The sequence below is a fragment of the Collinsella sp. AF20-14LB genome, assembly GCF_003459505.1.
GTDB lineage: Bacteria > Actinomycetota > Coriobacteriia > Coriobacteriales > Coriobacteriaceae > Collinsella.
On record NZ_QRWD01000007.1, the window covers coordinates 92,588 to 112,181 of the forward strand.

The 19,594-nt window shown below is 60.2% G+C and carries 15 protein-coding genes; 1 reads left to right on the plus strand and 14 read right to left on the minus strand.

Features of this window, described 5'->3' with window-relative positions; translation table 11 throughout:
- Positions 1 to 25 precede the first annotated feature (25 nt).
- From DWX63_RS05130 to purF, 10 genes are all read right to left on the minus strand, one after another.
- Positions 26 to 901, minus strand: coding sequence for a transporter substrate-binding domain-containing protein (locus DWX63_RS05130; protein ID WP_117843022.1), 876 nt, complete (start codon positions 899 to 901; stop codon positions 26 to 28).
- Positions 902 to 909: 8 nt separating this feature from the next.
- The gene (locus DWX63_RS05135; protein WP_055251548.1) at positions 910 to 1,641 is read right to left on the minus strand and encodes an amino acid ABC transporter ATP-binding protein; all 732 of its coding nucleotides are present in this window, start codon (positions 1,639 to 1,641) and stop codon (positions 910 to 912) included.
- Positions 1,642 to 2,020: 379 nt separating this feature from the next.
- The gene (locus tag DWX63_RS05140; protein ID WP_117843023.1) at positions 2,021 to 2,464 is read right to left on the minus strand and encodes a GatB/YqeY domain-containing protein; all 444 of its coding nucleotides are present in this window, start codon (positions 2,462 to 2,464) and stop codon (positions 2,021 to 2,023) included.
- Positions 2,465 to 2,518: 54 nt separating this feature from the next.
- Positions 2,519 to 3,742 (minus strand): peptidylprolyl isomerase, encoded by a 1,224-nt coding sequence (locus tag DWX63_RS05145; RefSeq protein WP_117843024.1) that lies wholly within the window; start codon positions 3,740 to 3,742, stop codon positions 2,519 to 2,521.
- A 187-nt stretch (positions 3,743 to 3,929) separates the two neighbouring features.
- Positions 3,930 to 4,394: a PTS sugar transporter subunit IIA gene (locus DWX63_RS05150; protein WP_117843025.1), complete on the minus strand. Its 465-nt coding sequence runs from the start codon at positions 4,392 to 4,394 to the stop codon at positions 3,930 to 3,932.
- Positions 4,395 to 4,459: 65 nt separating this feature from the next.
- Positions 4,460 to 4,927 (minus strand): PIN domain-containing protein, encoded by a 468-nt coding sequence (locus DWX63_RS05155; protein ID WP_199408615.1) that lies wholly within the window; start codon positions 4,925 to 4,927, stop codon positions 4,460 to 4,462.
- Positions 4,924 to 5,268: a type II toxin-antitoxin system RelB/DinJ family antitoxin gene (locus DWX63_RS05160; RefSeq protein ID WP_117584050.1), complete on the minus strand. Its 345-nt coding sequence runs from the start codon at positions 5,266 to 5,268 to the stop codon at positions 4,924 to 4,926. The genes DWX63_RS05155 and DWX63_RS05160 overlap by 4 nt, the downstream gene beginning before the upstream one ends.
- A gap of 143 nt (positions 5,269 to 5,411) precedes the next feature.
- Positions 5,412 to 6,110 carry a phosphoribosylglycinamide formyltransferase gene (gene purN / locus DWX63_RS05165; protein WP_117843026.1) on the minus strand — a complete coding sequence of 233 codons (699 nt, stop codon included), beginning with the start codon at positions 6,108 to 6,110 and terminating at the stop codon, positions 5,412 to 5,414.
- Positions 6,100 to 7,203 (minus strand): phosphoribosylformylglycinamidine cyclo-ligase, encoded by a 1,104-nt coding sequence (purM, locus tag DWX63_RS05170; RefSeq protein WP_117646159.1) that lies wholly within the window; start codon positions 7,201 to 7,203, stop codon positions 6,100 to 6,102. Before purM ends, purN begins: the two co-directional genes overlap by 11 nt.
- A 157-nt stretch (positions 7,204 to 7,360) precedes the next feature.
- A complete protein-coding gene (gene purF / locus DWX63_RS05175; protein ID WP_117564038.1) occupies positions 7,361 to 9,031 on the minus strand; it encodes an amidophosphoribosyltransferase in 1,671 nt (556 codons plus the stop codon).
- A 286-nt stretch (positions 9,032 to 9,317) separates the two neighbouring features.
- Between purF and DWX63_RS05180 the strand changes: the two genes are divergently transcribed.
- A complete protein-coding gene (locus DWX63_RS05180; RefSeq protein WP_117564037.1) occupies positions 9,318 to 10,547 on the plus strand; it encodes a putative ABC transporter permease in 1,230 nt (409 codons plus the stop codon).
- 90 nt (positions 10,548 to 10,637) lie between these two features.
- Here the strand turns inward: DWX63_RS05180 and DWX63_RS05185 are convergent, their stop codons facing one another.
- From DWX63_RS05185 to DWX63_RS05200, 4 genes are all read right to left on the minus strand, one after another.
- Positions 10,638 to 11,054 carry a molybdenum cofactor biosynthesis protein MoaE gene (locus DWX63_RS05185; RefSeq protein ID WP_117806605.1) on the minus strand — a complete coding sequence of 139 codons (417 nt, stop codon included), beginning with the start codon at positions 11,052 to 11,054 and terminating at the stop codon, positions 10,638 to 10,640.
- A 67-nt stretch (positions 11,055 to 11,121) separates the two neighbouring features.
- Complete coding sequence (locus DWX63_RS05190) at positions 11,122 to 12,120, minus strand: class B sortase (RefSeq protein ID WP_117843027.1); 999 nt, start codon at positions 12,118 to 12,120, stop codon at positions 11,122 to 11,124.
- Positions 12,121 to 12,155: 35 nt separating this feature from the next.
- The gene (gene purE, locus DWX63_RS05195) at positions 12,156 to 12,620 is read right to left on the minus strand and encodes a 5-(carboxyamino)imidazole ribonucleotide mutase (protein ID WP_006235810.1); all 465 of its coding nucleotides are present in this window, start codon (positions 12,618 to 12,620) and stop codon (positions 12,156 to 12,158) included.
- Positions 12,621 to 12,837: 217 nt separating this feature from the next.
- Complete coding sequence (locus tag DWX63_RS05200; RefSeq protein ID WP_158559617.1) at positions 12,838 to 19,251, minus strand: discoidin domain-containing protein; 6,414 nt, start codon at positions 19,249 to 19,251, stop codon at positions 12,838 to 12,840.
- Positions 19,252 to 19,594: the final 343 nt, after the last annotated feature.

Consider the following 19,594-nt stretch of genomic DNA (forward strand, 5'->3'; position numbering starts at 1 on the left):
TTGATTCCTTCCTTGGACGATGCGCCTACACAAGACCCCAGGTCTTGACCTCTTGGTCGAGCCAGCCGTCGGCCAGGCGATCGCAAATCACCTGATCGACCACGGCCGAAAGGTCGCAGCCCTTCTTGGTCGCCACGCCGTAGCCCTGCTCGCCAAACTTGACCTCGGGCTGCAGCAGCTCAACGGTCTCGTTCATGTAACCGGCCAGCGTGGAGCGGTCCATGGCAAAGACGTCGATATTGCCGGCGTCGAGGGAACTCTTGATGATGGGATAGCCGCTAAAGGCCCTAAACTCGGGCTTGCAGCTAAAGCCGTTGTCCTTGATCATCTGCTCGATCAGGCTCTGCGTGGTGGCACCCTGGCTCACGCCGATGACCTTGCCGTCCAAGTCCTCAATCGAGGTAAAGCCCGAACGCTTCTTGACCATGAGTCCCACGTAGTCGGTGCGGTACGGCGTCGAGAAATCCCAGCTCTTCTTGCGCTCGTCGGTGATGGTGTAGGTCGCCGCGACCACGTCGAGTTGGCCGTTATCGATCAGCGGGCCGCGCGTCTTGGGCGTTACGTCGGTAAACTCGACAAGCTCCTGGGCGCGGGCCTCCTTGTAGCTCACGCCAAAGACGGCAGCGGCGATCTGGTAGCACAAATCGACTTCCATGCCCTCAAAGCGGCCCTTGGCGGTGTCGTAATAGCCATAGCCGGGAACGTCCTTCTTGACGCCGGCATTCAGATGTCCACGCGACTTAATGGCCGCAAGCTTGGACCCCTTGTCGAAGCCCTCGCCGCTGGTGGAGTTGCCGCAACCGGTAAGCGCGGTCCCCGTCAGCGCAAGCATGCCGGCGCCCGCCAGCTGCAAAAAGTGACGGCGCGACACGGCCGCCCTCGTCATATCCGTCATGTCCATCACCGCGCCTAGTGCAGAATCTTGGACAGGAACTCGCGGCAGCGCGGGTTCTCGGGGTTATCGAAGAAGTGCTCGGGCGTGCCCTCCTCCAGAATGCGGCCGTCCTCCATAAAGATGACGCGGTCGGCCACCTGGCGCGCAAAGCCCATCTCGTGCGTCACGCAGATCATGGTGATGTCCTCCTGCGCGAGCTCAATCATAACGTCCAGAACCTCCTGGACCATCTCGGGGTCGAGCGCCGAAGTCGGCTCGTCAAACAGGATGATGGGCTGCTTGGTGCACAGGGCGCGGGCGATGGCGATGCGCTGCTGCTGACCACCCGAGAGATTCTGCGGATACTCGCCGGCCTTATGCGCCATGCCGACGCGCTTGAGTGCGGCGATGGCGATCTCGGTCGCCTCCTCCTTGCTCTTCTTTTGCAGCTTGATGGGCGCGAGCGTCAGGTTGCCGAGCACCGTCATGTTGGGATACAGGTTGAACTGCTGAAACACCATGGAACTATACTTGCGAGCCATCTCCAGGTGGTTCTTTTTGGTAAGCGGCGTACCGTCGATGATGACCTCGCCCGACGTGGGCTCCTCCAGATAATCGACGCAACGGATGAGCGTCGACTTACCCGAGCCGGAAGGCCCGATCATTACGAGCTTCTCGCCGCGCTTGACGGTGAGGTTGATATCTTTGAGCACATGCAGGTCGCCAAAGTACTTGTTGAGATGCTTAATCTCGATCATGTCTGCCATGAATGTCCCTTCCCTGCGTTTACACGAGTTGAACTATTGTACGGAAAGAACCACGTTTCCGCAGCCCACACTACATTCCCGTAAAGAACCCGCAACCTTCCACCTGCTCGTTGGTGCTCATTGCACTCATTGGGGACAGACTTAAATGAGTGCCCGCTCATTGGGCATTCATTTAAGCCTGTCCCCAATGAGCGCCGAAAATAATACAACCGCCCTTGTTGAGCATAAGTCAGCGAAAACCCGTACACGCGAGCAAGGTGACGTGAAATGAAAGGGCGCAGACCTTATGGTCGCGCCCTTGAAATTGAACGTCAGATTGCCGCGTGTACGGGTTTGCAGCGTCGAGCCGTTGCGCGGTTTGGTAAAACCGCGCAACAAATTACGCCAGCTTTGCGCCGACGATCTTTGCCGCGGCAGGCTTGTCGAAGTTGTCGCCGGTGGCCTTGCCGAGCGCGCCCATGACCTGGCCCATCTGCTTCTTGGACGTGGCACCCAGCTCGGCGATAACCTGCTCGATCAGGGCCTCGAGCTCCTCGCCCGAAACCTGCGCGGGCAGCAGGCTCTCCAGAATCTTGACCTGCTCGGTCAGGTTGTCGGTACGCTCCTGGTCGGTGCCGGCCTTGATGGACATCTCCAGCGTCTCGCTCGTCTGCTTAATCAGACGCTTGATCATGCTGTTGACGTCTTCCTCGGTCACATCGCGACGCTCGTTGACCTCGATGTTCTTCACTTCGGCCTTAACCTGGCGAATGATAGACAGGCGAACCTTGTCCTTGGCCTTCATGGCCGCAATCATTTCCTTCTGCAGCTCTTCGTTGGTCATCTGCAAATCCTCCTCAATAGTGCGGGCGGCACTCACACGAGCGCCGCCCCATGATTACTCAGTCGTCGACGAATTGTCGGTCGAACTCTTGGTGACGCCCTTCAGACTGACGTTGTACGGCACGTCCTTGGGCATGGGGTTAACGGTGATGTCGGCGTCCTTCTTGTACTGCTCCAGCCACTCGCTGTACGCAGTGCTCTCTGCCTGCGTCTTCACCACGTTGGAGACATACTTCTTGATGTCCTTGGGCACCTGTTTAATGTCATCGACCTGGCTATCGACATGGAAGTAGTCGGTGCACTTGATGATGTGGTAACCATACGTCGACTCGACGACGTCGCTCACGTCGCCCTTGTTAAGGCCTTCGAGCGCCGCCTGATAGCTGTCGACGAAGGTGGTGAGCTTGTCCCAGCCCACGTCGCCCTTCTTCTCCTTGGAACCGGTATCGTCGGAATACTGCTTCACGGCGTCTTCGAAGCTCAGCTCGCCGGAGTTAATCTTGTCCAGGCACTCCTGCGCCTTGGCCTTGGCGGCAGCCTTGTCCTCGTCGGATGCGTCGGAATCGACCTTGATCAGGATGTTCGACGAGCGGCGGGCATCGTTGTACTTCGACAGGTTCTCGTTGATGTAATCGACGATCTCGCTGTCCTTGGGCTTGCTGGTGGGCGCCACGGCTTCCTTGAGCTTTTGCTGCGCCAGGCTCTCCTTGAGCGAGCTCTTATAGGTGTCCTCGGTGTAGCCGTAAGTCTTAAGGGTCTTCTTAAAGGTCTTGGCGCCGCCCGCGCTCTTGCACGCGTCCTTCCAAGCCTTCTCGACTTCCTCATCCGACACCGTCACGCCGTTTTCCTTCTGCGCCTGCTGAAGCAGGATCTGCTGCGCGTAGGAATCGATGAGCTGTTTGCGGTACTTCTTGGGCGTCAGGTCGTTGTCGACCAGGTACTGTGCCCAGTCCTTGTCCTTGGTGTAGCCATAGGACGTGCGCATGCTCATGATCTGCTTGGTCACGGTGTCCTCGGTGAGGTTGGTGCCGTTGATAGTGGCAGCCACGCCACCGGTGAGCTTATAGCCCGAGCTGGCGCTTTCGGTCTGCGACATCAGGCCGGAGCACGCCATGGCCGAGACGGAAAGCAGCATTGCCAGCACGCCGATGACCACCAGAACGATCTTGACGGTCTTGGACACGCGGGTCTTGCGCTGCTTCTTGCGAGAGCTGGAGGCGGCGCGAGCCTGCTGCTCGGGCGTCGGCTCGGGTGCGGGGTTCTTTTTCTTATTTGCCATAGTTGGCCTTTCGCATAACGAATCGAACAAACGCCATTGTGTCACAACGCAGCCCCCGCGGCACGCTTGGTGCATTGGGGACAGGTTAATCTGCACCATTTTGGTGCAAAGGGGACAGCTCTGGCAGCCGGCAGTTAGGGACGTTCCTTTTCTGCCGGCAGTTAGGGACAGTCCCCAAGTGCCGGCTTTAAAAGTGGCGGCGGATGGCGTCGACCATGCCTTGGGGCGTGGTCTGGCCGAGCACATCGGCTGCGACGTCCGCGTCCATAAAGATATTCATGAGCGCTTGCAGGGCCTCGACCTGGCCGCCCGGCTCGGCAATGCCCAAATTGATGACGATCTGCGCCGGCACAGGGGCACCCATGCCCGCCATAGCATTGAATGTCACGGGCGTGGCCGGCTTCACCACCGCGATGTAGGGCTTAGCCACAAACCCTGGATCGGTATGCGGGATGGCGATGTTGGCCGCCGGCATGGCAAGGCCCGTGGGGTAGACATCCTCGCGCGTGCGGACGGCGTCGAGCCAACCAGGCACAATGTAGCCGCGAGGTGCAAGCTCGTCCTCGAGCCGCGCAAACACCTCATCCGGCGTCGCGCACTCCCAATCAAAAAACACCAGCTCAGGCGTAAACAGCGCTTCGTTATCCGCCATACCGTCCTCCAAAGTTGCATGAGGGCCACAATGCTCAATATGATAGCGAAACGGGGTATGCAAGGTCAGCCGAGGATCCCGATGAGCTCGAGTGCGCGCGCGGGCGTCAAGCATACCTCGGGCATCGTCTCCAACATGCGTCGGTCGCTCGTGACTACGTAGTCAACATCCGCCGTATCGCCCGAGGCGATAATGAGATTGTCCTCGAGGTCCGGCATGCGCTTGCCAAGCATGCGCGCCATCTCGCACTCCGCCATCGAAAGCGGGGAAGCCGTTGCCACCTGCATCATATGCTCGACGCATGCCCATGCAGCCGGACCGAACGAAGCGTTAATCCCATTCACATTCCGTCGAGCTAGACGCCGAGGCAAGATGTAGAACACGTCCTTTGCCGTCGTTGGCGCGTACAGAAGGTCGATCTTTCCCGCTTCGGCCAGTTCAACCAATCTTCTCACGTTGTCGAATGCGCCCTCTTGCAGGTAGTAATCAAGCCAAACATTCGTGTCCACCAAGAGCCGCTTTGCCTCAATCATCGGCAATTCGCCTCTATGTCGGCAATCATCGCGTCATACATATCATCGCGTACGGCATCCCAGTTGTCCGCCGATGATTCGCCTGGCGCAAAATCTGAGAAGCTCAACCCCAATGAGGAAAAAGCCAGACCACACCCCTGTTCGGCAAGACTCTTCGCACGGGGCGTCTCGCACTTATCCGTCACCATAAATCCCGGCAACGTTTGATGCTCGGCAAGATAGGTCCAAAGCGCACGAATGGCGTCACTCGGCCCCAGCCCATTACGAGTCAGGACCGCATCGCCACCGGCCTTGAGCATAGGGTCGATTCGTGTGTTGAGCTGCACCGTTGCTGTACCCATAGCGGCTCCTCTCTACTTGCTAGCAGTATAGCAAACAGAGCAGACCACACAAAAGGGCCCCGCCCGCGCACGGACAGGGCCCTATCAGATTTTCTAGATCGCTTACGTCCCAAAGAACGCTCAATGAGCCCTCTTACACACGACTAGCGTGCCGGATCAATTGCGACCTTGCCGCTGTCCAGCACATGGACGCGGCCGTCGGCGAGCATTTGCACGACCTCGGGATACAGCACGTGCTCAATCGCGTGGATGTGCCCCTCGAGCGTGTCGACATCCCAGCCTTCCTCGACAGTCAGCGCACGCTGGGCGATGATGGGGCCGTTGTCGTAAATCTCGTTGGCAAAGTGCACGGTCACGCCGGTCACCTTGACGCCACGCGCAAAGGCATCGTCAATCGCATGCGCGCCGGTAAAGCTCGGCAGCAGCGCCGGATGCAGGTTGACCACGCGATTGGGGAACGCCGCCAGCAGCGGCGTGTGCACCATGCGCATGTAGCCGGCCATGACCACATATTCGCAGCCGCGCTCGAGCAGCTCGTGCGCGATGATCTCGTCAGCCGCGATGGGGTCGGCATAGACATCCTTGGACAGCGTGAGTGTCTGGATGCCCGCACGCTCGGCGCGCTGCAAGCCCTTGGCCGAAGGACGGCTCGACACCACGAGCTCAATCGAAGCGTTGAGCTTGCCGGCAGCGATCAGGTCGATCAGCGCCTGCAGGTTGGTACCAGAACCGCTGATGAGCACGCCAATCTTGAGCGGCTCAGCCGTATCAGTGCCGGTCGGACGGGTGTAGGGCACATAGCCCAGGCCCTCACCAGCAGCCATCTGCTCGTTAGCGCTCATCGGAGTACACGACCTTACCGGAACCCTCGACGCACTCGCCCACGCGGAACGGCTTCTCGCCCAGCGCGACCAGGGCCTCGGTCACGGCGGCCTCGTCCTCGGGGGCGACGATCAGGCACAGGCCGACGCCCATGTTGAAGGTCTTGCATGCCTCGTTGGGCGCGAGCTCGGCCTGACGCGACACGTAAGTAATGACGGGCGGAACGTCCCATCCCATCTCGGCGCCGTTGCGGGTGACCACGGCGTCGACGTCGTCGGCGAGCGCGCGGTTGAGGTTCTCGGTAATACCGCCGCCAGTGATGTGGGCGATGGCGTGCACGTTGGCGCCGCCGCGCAGCAGCTCCAGGATCGGCTTGACGTAGATGCGCGTGGGGGCCAACAGAGCGTCTGCCAGCGATGCACCGCCGAGCTCCTCGAGCGGACGGCTCAGCTCCTCGGCCTTAGCGACGGCCTCGGGCGTGCCCGGCTTAACGCCGTCGACGCCAATGACCTTACGCACGAGCGAGTAGCCGTTGGAGTGCACGCCGGTGGAAGGCAGGCCCAGGATCACATCGCCCGGGCGGACGTTTGCGGGGTCGAGCATCTTGGGACGGTCGACGACGCCCACGGTAAATCCGGCAAGGTCGTAGTCGGCAGGAGCCATGACGCCCGGGTGCTCGGCCATCTCACCGCCCACGAGCGCGCAGCCCGCGAGCTTGCAGCCGTCGGCCACACCCTTGATAATCTTTGCCATGTGCTCGGCCTCGATGTGACCGATGGCAACGTAGTCCAGGAAGAACAGCGGCTCGGCGCCCGAAGCCAGAATATCGTTGACGCACATAGCGACCAGGTCCTGGCCAACCGTCTCGTGACGGTCCATGATCTGGGCGAGCACGAGCTTGGTGCCCACGCCGTCGGTACCGCTAATCAGGATCGGGTCTTCCATATCCTTGAGCGCGGCGGCCGAGAACAGGCCGCCAAAGCCGCCGATGCCACCGATAACCTCGGAACGGTTAGTGTCCTTGACCATCTGCTTAATCGCGTCGACGGCGCGACCGCCCTCGGCGGTGTCGACGCCGGCGTCCTCGTACGTCACATGCTTGCTGTCGCTCATCTGAGCCTTCCTCTCCCACTACCGTGGCGCCGCACGGGCGCCAAACGGTGCTCATAGTTGCGTTCATTTCGGCGCGCGCCATAACAGCACGCGCCGTCATATCAACAAAACAGCAGGTAAAACCTACCAAAATAAACCTGTCCCCATATGGCAGGTTTTATGCCTCGCCGTGCTCCTCTTCCCAGCTGCGGTCGTCGTATTTCTCGATCACGGCGTCGTCGTCAAAGTGCAGCGGCTTGTCCAGGTTGCGGGGCTTAAAGCCCTCCATAAACTTGTCGCGGCCAAAGCTCTCGGGAATCGCCACGGGGTAGCGGCCGGTAAAGCACGCATCGCAGTAACCGCCCTTGGGCATGACCTTAAGCAGGCCCTCGACCGAAAGGAAGGCCAGCGAATCGGCGCCGATATACTCGCAAATCTCGTCGACCGTCTTGTTGGCGCTGATAAGCTGCGACTGCACGTCGGTATCGATACCGTAGAAGCACGGCCAGATGACCTCGGGCGAGTTGATGCGGATATGAATCTCCTTGGCGCCGGCGTTGCGCAGCATCTTGACGAGCTGCACCATGGTGGTGCCGCGCACGATGGAGTCGTCGATGACGACCAGGCGCTTGCCCTCGATGTTGTCGCGCAGCGGGTTGAGCTTCATGCGCACGCCCATGGCGCGCAACTCCTGCGTAGGCTCGATAAACGTACGGCCCACGTAGCGGTTCTTGATAAGGCCCTCGCCAAAGGGAATACCGCTCTCGTGCGAATACCCCTCCGCGGGCGGCAGGCCGGAGTCGGGCACGCCGATGACCAGGTCGGCCTCGACGGGCTCCTCGTGTGCCAGCTGGCGACCCATGTCGTAACGGCAGGCATAGACGCTCTTGCCGTTCATGATGGAGTCGGGGCGGGCAAAGTAGACCTGCTCAAAGATGCAGTTGGCGGGCTCTTCGGCTGCAGGCACGCCCTGCTCGGATACCAGGCCCTCGGCGCTGATGCGCAAGATCTCGCCGGGACGGACGTCACGGACGTACTCGGCACCCACGATGTCGAGTGCGCAGGTCTCGGAAGCAACGACCCAGCCGCCGGCGCGCGTGACACGGACGGCGGAGTCGACCGTCGCGGCGCCGTCCTGCGACGGCAGCTGCGAAACGGCTGCGGCATCGGCCTGGTCCAGACCCTCGTCCACCAGCTTGCCCAGCACGAGCGGGCGAATGCCGTGTGGATCGCGGAATGCGTAGAGCGCCTGCTCGTTGATGAGCGTCATGGCGTAGCCGCCGCGCACGAGCTCCATGGTCTTGCGAATACCCTCGCGCAGGTGGCCCGTACGCTGGGTAAAGTAGCCGATAAGCTTGGTCGCGACCTCGGAATCCGAATTGGAGAGGAACGGCACGCCCAGCTCGATCAGCTGACGGCGCAGCTCGTCGGTGTTGACGAGGGTGCCGTTGTGAGCAAGCGCGATAATGACGCTGTTGATGGTAGAAAGATGCGGCTGAGAGGCTTCCCAGCTCTTGGCACCGGCGGTGCCATAGCGCACGTGGCCCACGGCCAGCTGGCCGGAGAGCGTCGACAGGTCGGCGTTGGAGAACACGCGATCGAGCAGCCCCAGGTCTTTGCGGACCATAACCGTGCCGCCGTCACCCACGGCGATTCCCGCCGATTCCTGGCCACGGTGCTGCAGTGCACGCAGGCCAAAGTACGTCAGTCGAGCCACGTCGCGATCGGGCGCCCATACGCCGAAAATGCCACATTCCTCATGCAGCTGGTCGGAGTCCGGATCATACGTCGACATGGTGTTCACCTGTCCCGCGGCACGCTCGGCCGCGCGGATGGTTTCTTGAGACATGGTATCCCCTCAGAGCCTCGTATTTTTGGCGTTACCCGCCTTATTATACGCACGGCGCGACGTGCTCCCCAGCGCATGAGCAGCGCTTTTTAAAAGCCCACCGAGCTAATAATCAGTTTTGTTGCCAAACATTTTATCGGTCTGTCCAGCGTAAGTGCCCGCGCCCCCAGATGGCCGCCGCGTCCGCCGTTGGGGATTACAAAGTTGCAATTGGGACGTTCGTCCTGTCTTTTGGCAGGTCGGCGGCGTATCCTTGTAACCTACAACAAAGCGAGAAAGGTTCTGTATGGATCGAAACGAACTCGACCCCAGCGTCCCCAGCGCCACGGAGGTCAAGAAGATCCCCCTCATCATTAAGGTGTACGCCGTCCTGTGCATCCTTTCCGGCGTGGGCACGCTCCCGTCGGTCGCTGCCTTTATGTGGCAGGTCATCACGGCACTTGTTAACGGCAACGCCACCGAAAAGCTCGGCGACAACACGCTCGTCGCAGTCGGCCTTATCGTCGCCGGCATCATGCTCTCTGCGGCAAGTGCCGTCATCCTAATCATCTTTGGCCTGGACCTTATCAAAAACCAGCGCCGCAACGCCGCCCGCCTGTCCTACATCCTTATTGCATTCACCGTCGTCGAGCTTTTGGTCGACGTGATGCTCCAGGGCATCGGGCCCTTCCTGCTGCGTCCCGCGATCCAGCTCGGCATCCTCGTTGCACTTTCGGCAACCGTCGACCCCACGCTTCGTCAGGAGCGCGAACTGCAGCGCCGCCTGCAGGAGATGCTCGACCGCGACGCCGCCGCCGAGGGCATGCTCGGCCGCGATGAAACCGGCGAGGGCTACATCAAGCTCAACTACTTCAACCTGTTCTGGGTGTTCTTTGTCTGCTGCATACTCGGCCTGATCGCCGAGGACATCTGGCACATGACAGTCGACGACCCGGGCGTCTATCAGAACCGCGCCGGCATGCTGTTTGGCCCCTTCAGCCCCATCTACGGATTTGGCGCCGTGCTCATGACCATGGTGCTTAACCGCTTCTACAAAAAGAACCCCATCATCATTTTCCTGGTGAGCGCCCTGCTCGGCGCCAGCTTTGAGGTGTTCGTGGGCTGGTTTATGCAGACCGCGTTTGGCGTGGTCTCGTGGAGCTACTCGCACATAACGCTGTTCGGTTTGCCCGATCCGCTCGTGGTCCTCACGGGCGGACGCACCTGCACGGGCTTCGCCTGCCTGTGGGGCCTGGGCGGCCTCATCTGGATCAAGCTGCTGCTGCCGAGGCTGCTTAAGCTTATCAACAAGATCCCCTGGAAGAGCCGCTACTCGGCCACCGTCATCTTTACCGTTATCATGCTGGTCGACGGCGTCATGACGCTGCAGTCGCTCGACTACTGGTACCAGCGCGTTAACGGCACGGAGCCGGACATTCCCGTCGCACAGTTCTACGGAGAGCACTTCGATAACGAGTACATGGAAAACCGCTTCCAGAGCATGACCATGAGCCCCAAGGATGCGACGCGCGTGTAGCGCTCACCGCGCCCAAAACGCAAAATGCCCGCCGGTATCACACGTACCGGTGGGCATTTTTATAAACGATCCCTCTATCGACGCAAGCCTCTACGCCTCGCGCTCGACCTCACTCACGCATTCGTTCTTGATGGTGCCAACGAGCGCCTGCAGCGCATCGACCACGTGCGGGCGAATGTCCCCGCCGATAAGCACGAGCATGATGTCGTCACCTACGGCAAGCTCGCCGCTTGCCAGCCACACACGCACATAGCCGATACCCGGCATCGCGCGCGTGGCCTCGATAGCAGACCGTACCTTTTCGGCGTCGTAGTCAAAGACCATGCCGCCCACCCTGTGGCCTGGCGCCACGCCATCGGTCTCGACTCCGCGCACCTCGGCCTTGGGCGTCGCGCGCACCACACCGTTATGCGTCAGATACATCCCACAGCCTGCCGCCGAAGCATCGGCCTTGGCCTCGCGCAGCCAAGCATCAATCGAAGGCATCAATTTGCCACTCTCGAGCATCATTTCTCCCTTACCGTCGTCGAGTAGCCAATTTGGGACGGGGCCTTTTTAGCTACTCTCGAACAACTTATTCCTCGACCGGCGTGAGCACCATGACGGCGCGTGTGTTGCTCAGCGACAGCGAACGACAGGTCACAAGCGTTACAACCTTAGTTGCCGAGGCGGCGCGATCGCCCGCATCACTCGCCACGGCGGAAGCGCCGTCGAGCATCTCGGACAGGTAGTTCTTGAGTCCGTCGTCGCCCTCAAAATTGGTCGTGCGCGCCTTGGCATACGTGTCCTCGACCACCTTGGTCGCCAGCGGACGCAGCTTATACGTCGCATCGCGCGTGATGTAGTACACAAACTCGATGCTATCGAACGTCGCCTGATCAGTGGTGTCCGAAATCACGTTGAACATCGATCCGTCGTTCATATGGTGGCCGTAGATCGTGGTCTGCTGGTCGACCATTCCCGGCGCGGTGTCATCGCTATCCAGGAAAATGGCACCGGACGCGTTAGCCGTTCCGTCGAACAGCGTGTTGAGGTATTTGGAGTTGTTGTTGGTCTGCACCACGGGATAGTTGATGTTGGTTCCCGGCACGTAAATCCAACCCACAATCTCGGGGTTCGTCTGAGCAAGCGCATCAAAGTCGATAATCGGCACGCCGCTGGCATCCTTATCGCTTACATATTGCTTCTCGATTTTCTGATACGAATCGCTCGCCTGCTTATAGCCAATCTGGGCATTAATAAAAATAGCGGCGGCGGCGACAATCAGACCGATACCGATGATGATGAGCAGAATGGGAATAATGGAGCGGCGCTTTTTGCGCGGCGGCTCGGTGCAATCCGACGGCGCGGCATGCGATGAAGACCGGGGCGGCTTCTTAGCGGAGCTATAAGACGAAGGACGATATGCGGCCGGCGCGTCCTGTCGACGATGCGTCGCCGGTGTCACGGGGCGCGGCGCGCGCGGCTGCTGAGGAGAGGATGTCCGACCCTGCTGTGCCGCACGGGCAGCACCTGGCTTCGACGGATCGGGAATCTGAGAAGCCTTGAATCGTTTTCCCTGATAATCGGACATGGCTCTCCTTATACTGCGGTGAAACGGCGGAACGCTTAGGCGTCAGCCATCTCCTGCTTCATCTTCTCGATAACCTTGCGGTACTCGGGGTCGCAAGCACCCAGAATCTGTGTGGCATAGATGGCGGCGTTCTTGGCGCCGTTGATGGCAACGCAGGCCACGGGCACGCCCGAAGGCATCTGCACCATCGATAGCAGCGAATCCATGCCGCCCAGGTCACTCGTCTTCATAGGCACGCCGATAACCGGCAGCGGCGTAAAGGCAGCCACGACACCACCCAGGTGAGCGGCCTTGCCGGCGGCGGCGATAATCACTTTGATACCGCGATCGGCGGCAGTCGAAGCCCACTCGTGGACCTTCGCCGGTGTGCGGTGTGCGCTCGCAATGACAAGCTCATAGGGCACGCCCAGCGCCTCGAGCTCGGCGGTGCAACCTTCCATAACACCCAGATCGGACTTGGAGCCCATGATGATCCCGACAACCGGCTTTTGATCTGCCATAAACAAAGACCTCCTGTTGAGAGCGGCGACGCGGCGGATCCGCGACCCTTAACTGCAAATAATTCAAGTATAGCCGCCGATGCCGATGTGTTCGACGGAAGACGGAACGCTTTGCGAGATTAAGGCCGAAGGGTCGAGGCTTTCTGCCTACATTCAAAAAGCGTGCCCACCGTCCTTGGGTGGGACGGCGGGCACGCTTGCTTAGCTGTTGCTGGGGCTACTTAGCCTTGCTGCGACGATGGAAGAAAGCGCCGATCGCGGCGATGATGGCGCCAAGACCACCGACGGTCGCGACGGTCGCCGCCGTCTGGTCTCCGGTATTGGGAATCGCCGAACCGTTCTTCTTGCTGCCCTGGGCCTTGTCGCCTGCGGGCTTGCCCGCCTGGTTGCCGCCGTTCGAGCCATTGCCGGAACCCTGGTTGCCCGAGCCGCCCTGATTGCCGGAATCGGCATCCTTGAGGCTCTCAATAGCCAGCTTGAGCTGGTCATAGGCCGCCTGGAGCTGGGTCTCGGAAGCATTCTCATCACCCAAGACGTCCTCGGCGTAGGTAATGGCATCCGTCAGGGCCTTGACAGACTCGGCCGTCTTGCCCCTGGTGTCAGCCTCCTTCGCCTGCTTGACCAGGGCCTTGAGCTGCTTCTTAGTCGGATTCTCGACCGGGGCCACCGGGGTCTTCTCGAGCGCGCCGCGGGCGCTCTCGAGCGCCCTGAGCGCCTGGTCGACCTCGTCCTGCGTGGCGTTCTCGTCGCTCAAGATGGCGCGGGCGCTCGCCAGGGCATTCTCGAGCGCCGTCCAGGAGGCCTCGGTGTAGTCACCGGCCTTGAGGTCGCCGGCAGCAACCTCGGCATCAACCTTTTCGACCGCGGTAGCGAGATCATCCTTCGCCACCGGATCGGGGACGGCCGTACCGTAGAACTTGAGCTCCGCCATGCTGCAGTAGGCATCAACGTTGCCACCGCCGGCGTGAATCACCTTGACGGTCACGTAGCGACCGCGCGCGGCGCCAAAGCTCATCTGTTTCCAGTCGCCACGGTCGGTGAGCACGTGGCCGTCGTTGTCGAAGGCGAACGTACCCATCGACGCGGCGGTGCCCATCTCATAACCGTCGGCAGTGTCGGAGACCAGTATCTCGGCCTCGAAGATATCGCCGTTAGTGCCGCCGTCCTGGCGCGGCAGGAATGTAACGTCGGTGAGATCGTAGTCGCGGCCCAGGTCGACACTCAGATACTGGGGCATACCGGTCCCATGGGCCCAGTCGCTGTGCCAAAGCGTCCGCTCGTCGCCGTCGAGAGCGTTGACGGCGTTGCTGCCCTCGTAGTCGGCTTCACTCGAGAAGCCGGCCACCTTGACGTTCTTGCGGTTCTCGGGCGTGTTGATGAGGATCTTCTCATCGACAGGGCGCATCTTGAGGCCGTCGATTGCCTTCTCGATCTTGGCTGTGGCGTCTGCGACATCCTTCTTGCTATAGCTGCCTTGGCCGCCGTCGAGGAGCTTCTGAGCCGCCTCGACCGCAGCGGTGAGAGCTGCATAGGAATCCTTAGTGTAGACGGACTCGCTGTAGCCCGCGGCCTTGGAAAGCGCTGCCACGAGCGCAGAGGTATCGACACCAGCCTTGACCTCGACCTCATAGGATGCGGTCTTGGAGGGGTCGAGTACCGACGCCACCGTGATCTTTGCCTTGCCGGCCTTGTTGGCACGCAGGTAGTAGCTCACGCTATCGCCAGCCTGAACAGCGGAGACGCTTACCACAGAGGGGTCGGAGCTCTCGACCGTCACATAGGGGTAGCCGGCGCTCTCAGGCGTGGCCTTGGCGTCGACGAGCGTAACGTCGCCTTCAAAGAACTCGGTCTGGTTCTTGCCTAGTTCGACACCCTCGATGGCCTCGACACCCTGCGTGTAGTTGAAGTTGACCTCACGCAGTGTGAGCATCTGGTCACCCGATGCCTCAAGCGGCGTGACCTCGACCTTGGTCGCCTTCTTGCCCTTGTTCTCGGCAGAGAGGCCAAAGGCGTAGCGAGCCCGGAAGGAATCGTACTCCCCGCCCGCGAACTCTTGGGTCGAGCCATCCTCGAACGTCACGACAGCCTTGATCTTCTGCACGGTTCCGTTGCCACCGTTGCGGTTAACGACCTCGACACTATCGAGTTTCGACGGCGTCTTAAATGCGAATGTCATCGTGGTGGGAAGCTTCACGTAACTCGGAAGCTTACCCTCGCTGTCCCAGTTGCCGCTCCAGTTCCATAGGAACTCAAAGCCGTTGTCGCCCTCGTTATTATCGAACAGCGCGTTATAGCTCTTCTGCTGGATAAGTTTCTCGACGTTGGTCCCGTCGTCGGTCGTGAGCTCATCGTTGGTCATCGTGATGCTGAAGGCATCCTGACCGTACTCGGCGACCGTTGGCTGAGGAACAACCGGCATCGTCACCGTGCCGTCGCTCGCAAACTCAAGTGCGTCGCATGCCGGACCGATGAGCCAAGATGTCGAGGGCAGTTCGACCTTGCCGGCGGTCTTGGCCTTGAGCTTGAAACTCGCCACCGCGCCGGTACCGTTGTAGAGCTTGCCATCGCCGCGGTTGGCAAAGGCGAGATTGATAGTCTGCGTTCTGTCCGCGAACTGGACCTTCTCGCGAGACAGGTTCTCCATGCCGGCAGTCGAGCCGTCCTGCGCGATGCTCTCGGACACAAACTCGAACTGGTCGCTCTTGAAGTTGACGAGAGCGCCCAGGGCGTTGACGTTCTTGGCGTCGGCCGCATAGACATCAACGGTGATCTCATCACCGGCCTCGACCTCGGTCTTGCTCGGAATCACCGCGAGCGAACCGGCGACCTTGCCCTTTTGTTTAGTGCCGCCGTCAAGACCCGCCATGGTGAACGAGTAATCGTAGACGTCGTAAACGCCGTTATCGTTGAGGTCGGCGAAGTGGTCGCGGATCTGCGAACCGAACGTCGGGGTATCGGGCTCGCGATTCTCGAGGCCCAGATAGTTCTTCATGTTGGAGTAGTCTCCGTCGGAGATCGTGGCCTTGTTGAGGTTGGAGCCCACGGCGAAGCCATCCGTGCCGTCGGTCTTGTAGATGGCAATCTCGGACGCGGAGAAGAAATTGCCGACCGAGGCGAGCGGTGTCATGCGCACGTAACGGGCGGCCACAGTGCCGTCAAACGCTACCGTCTTACAATCAGCGGAACGTGCCCAATCGACCTCCCGGCTCGTCCAGTGGACGCCATCGAGACTCGTCTCAACACGCATCTTGGTCACAGTGCCGTTGCCGGCGTCATCGCGCGGATAGTACTCGAGCTTATCGAGCTTGTAAGCGCGTCCATAGTCAACGGTAAGCGCCTTGCCCAGATCGTTGCCACCGGAGTGGAAACCGCCGTCGCCCGACTGGAACTCATGGTCGAAGGCGAGCTCGGCCTTATGGCTGCCGTAAAGTGAGCCCTCCCAGGTGATTTGCTCGGCGTCGGGGACGTTCCGCCACGGATCGAGTGCGGAGTTCGCCTCGAGCACATCGCTCCAGGCGGAGTAACCCTCGGCGTTGCGCGAACGAATCTGGTAGGTGTGCTTGCTATTGTAGGCGAGGTCGGTGTGCGTGAACTCGGCCGCATCACCCACGGCAAACACAGTGCCGTCGACCTTAAGGTCGTAGGAGGTAGCACCATCGACCTTTCCCCAGGTGAGCTTGATGCTCGTTGGGGTCGTGACGTCCTCGGGGGCAGCAAGGTTCGTGGGTGCGGAGAGGTTCTCGTTGAGGCGATCGGCCGTGAGCGTGGCGTCGGCATTCACGAAACCGCCCAGCTCAAGCGTCTGCGCCGCTGCAGCAACATCGGTCTTCGCGAACTTGACGTAGACCTTGGGGTTCGTGGTGATCTTGGTGTTGTTAAAGCTCTCGCCCTGCTCGGCCTCGGTGCCGTCCGCATCGCTGCCGTAGTGGTTGAGGTTGGGGGTCTCGCTGTAGAAGTAGACCGCCTGGCCGGCCTCGGGGGTCGCGGCGTCAAAGGTCTCCTGCGAGTCGACCTCAACCACGTTGAGTGCGGATCCGCCGTTCTTGGCGACAACGCTCGTGGGCTTGGCGGACACATTGGCCACGAAGGTCGTGGTGCGGTTGGAGTCGTAGCCGTTGTAGCCGCCCTTCGAGGCCTCGGCGGTAAAGGTCGCGGTGCCGCCTGCGGCCTTGGAGCTGTAGACGGTGCTCACATGCTCACCGTAGGAGATATTGTCGATCGTGCCGTAGGAATCGTCCTCAGTCGTGTTGTTTTCGATGGAGGAGCCGTCGTCCTCGTACTGCGTAAAGGTGCCGTCGCCCTCGGTGGCGAAGAACTCGACGATACGCTGACTGCGGTCGGTACCCTTGGTGTTGGTGTCGCTCACTGCCTCGGGGTTGTTGTTCTCGGCGTACATCGGCACGATAGCGTTGGCCTTCACAAACAGCGGCAGCTTCCAAAGCGGAGCCTCGTAGTTGTTGAGAACCTGGCCGCCGCGATACTGCTTACCCGAGAAGTAGTCGATCCAGATGGTGGGATTCTCGTCGGTGCCGTAGTTGGGGAGGTAGATCCCATTGCGAATGTCGTTGCCGTTCTCATCTGCCTGGGTATCCTGATACACCGGTGCCACTAGGAAGTTCTCACCGAACATATACTGGTACTGCGTCGAAGTGCTTGCGGCGTACTCGGAGTTGTCGGAAAGCAGCATGGCGCGGATCATGGGCAGGCCGGCATCGCCGTTACCCGTGTCGATGTTGGCCGCCGAGGCCGCGCTCGTGTAGATATAGGGCATAAGCTGCGCCTTGAGCTTGAGGTAGAAGCGCGAGATGCCTGTGTAGGGATCGCCGTGCGTCATGGGCGATTTGCGGTAGGTGCCCCAACCGTCCATGTCAAGCATAGAGGGGGTGAACGTCTTCCACTGGTAGTCACGCGCAGAGATGATGGGGTCGCCGCCAAAGATGCCATCCATGTCGGAGCCGATGTTGGGGTTGCCCGAAAGACTCTGACCGATATACGTGGGGATATGGAAGCGAATGTACTCCCAGTTACCGCCATACTGGTCGCCGGTCCAAATGCCACCAAAGCGCTGCGTGCCGGCCCAACCATCGAGCGTGATGATGTTGGGGCGCTTGTTAGCGCCGGTCGTCACCGTGTCATAAGCTGTCTTGATGCCATTAAGACCAAAGGAGTAGCCAGATCCAACCCAGGCAACGTCGGTCTTAAGGGTAGTGATGCCTCCCGTCTTGACCTCGGCGTCGAAGTCGCGAAGCAGATGCCACGGGGTCTCGGAGTTGCTGTCGGGCTCAAGGTTGGACTGGGTCCACAAGCCCGTGTTCACACCCTTGGAGTTGGCATACTCGGTGAACTTCTTAAGGTTGTCGACATTGGCACGCACGGCGTTAAGACGGTCAGCCGAGCTCGTTCCGTCGGAGTTGACGCCGCCGGTCTTGTAGTAACCGTTCTGGCCATAGCCGGCGCCGTAGCCGTCGTTCGGCAGGAACCAACCGAGCGGCATGTCGTTGTCCTCGTAGTCATCGATAACCTGCCGAGCAGAGAACTGGCGGTCGAAATCGGTCGCTTTCATGTTCTCGGTATCAACCGAAGGGCCCTCACCGTTGAGCGTCTCGGCCGCAAGTGTGCCGTCGAGCTTGTAGCCCGTCGACATGCCAGACTCGTACTTAACGTCGCCCTTCTCGCTCGAGGACTTGCTGCCCTTGGTCTCCCACTTCTTTTGACCCGAGGTCGTTGACCAGCCATCACGGTTATAGGCATTAAGATGACCAAGGTAGAACCCGTATTCGGGCAGCAGTACCGGGTTACCGGTCACCTTGTAGTAGTCCTGCAGCATCTCGGTTGCCACGTTCGAAGCGCCCTCGTTGGTCGCCACGAAGTAGTAGGCATCAAACTCATTCTCGCTGTGCAAAGTCGTGACCGTCGATGAGTCCGTGGACCCGAAGTCGTAGGAACCCTCTGCAAACGTGTTTCGGAGTACGCCGTAGCCGTCACTCGTCCAATAAAACGGGTTGGGCGAGGCAACGCCGCCATCGGTCCAGTTGTTCGTGTTGGAGATGGCGATGGTCTGGTTGGTGTGCAGGAAGCGTCCGTTCTGGGTGCCGCCGCCAAAGAAGTTCTCGGACTTCTCCTTGGCGAGCGTCTGGACGGTACCCTTCTTATCAAGGTCGAGGGACGCGGACTCGGAAACCACGACACGGTCGCCTGACTTGATACTCATCTTGCCAGTCGCCTTGTCCAGGATCACGGTCGCCTTTCCGCCGGTGATCTCGATAGCGTCGCCCTTGTCGGCAACCGTCGCACTCGGCTTGCTGTAGGTGTCCGAGGTATCGGGCTGAGCCTGGATCTTAGCCGTGTGGGACTTACTGCGCGGTGTGGCGTAATCGGAAAACTCACCCTTGGGGTCGACGTTATAACGGAAAATACCGTCCTCGAGGAACGTAATACGGCCCTTGATGCCGTCAGCGAAATCGATGTCGACGACATTCGAGGCAGACTGGGACACGGTCGCCGAGTCGACGCCCTTGAGTGGCGTGGCAATCGCCTGCTGGGGATTGGCAAACACGAGCGTCGCTGCAGTGGCAACGAGGACCGCGCTTCCCTTCACCCACCGTTTCGTAAAAATGGAATTCCTGCGCATCTGGTCTCCTTTCTTCCGACATGCTGAGGTGCCGAGGACGCCCCCCCCGGCAGCATGGGAAAACGTATCAAACGGAGATGTTCGGTACATTCCGCACAATGGGGGCCACCCGTTACCAAGGGGCCAACTGGTAGTAACCAGATAGCCACCTACTAGGTCATATCAATATATGGGAGCACTTGCGCACCCAAGTTCGGAATTCTCCCAGCGGCAGTAAAATAAGCGTCAACGGCAAGGTGGGCTTAATAAGCCATACCAATTGGTTCTTCAGTCAAATACCAATCTAGCAAAAATGTACTGTTTATCTGGTATTACACAGACCATACCTTTCCCTCGGGAACTG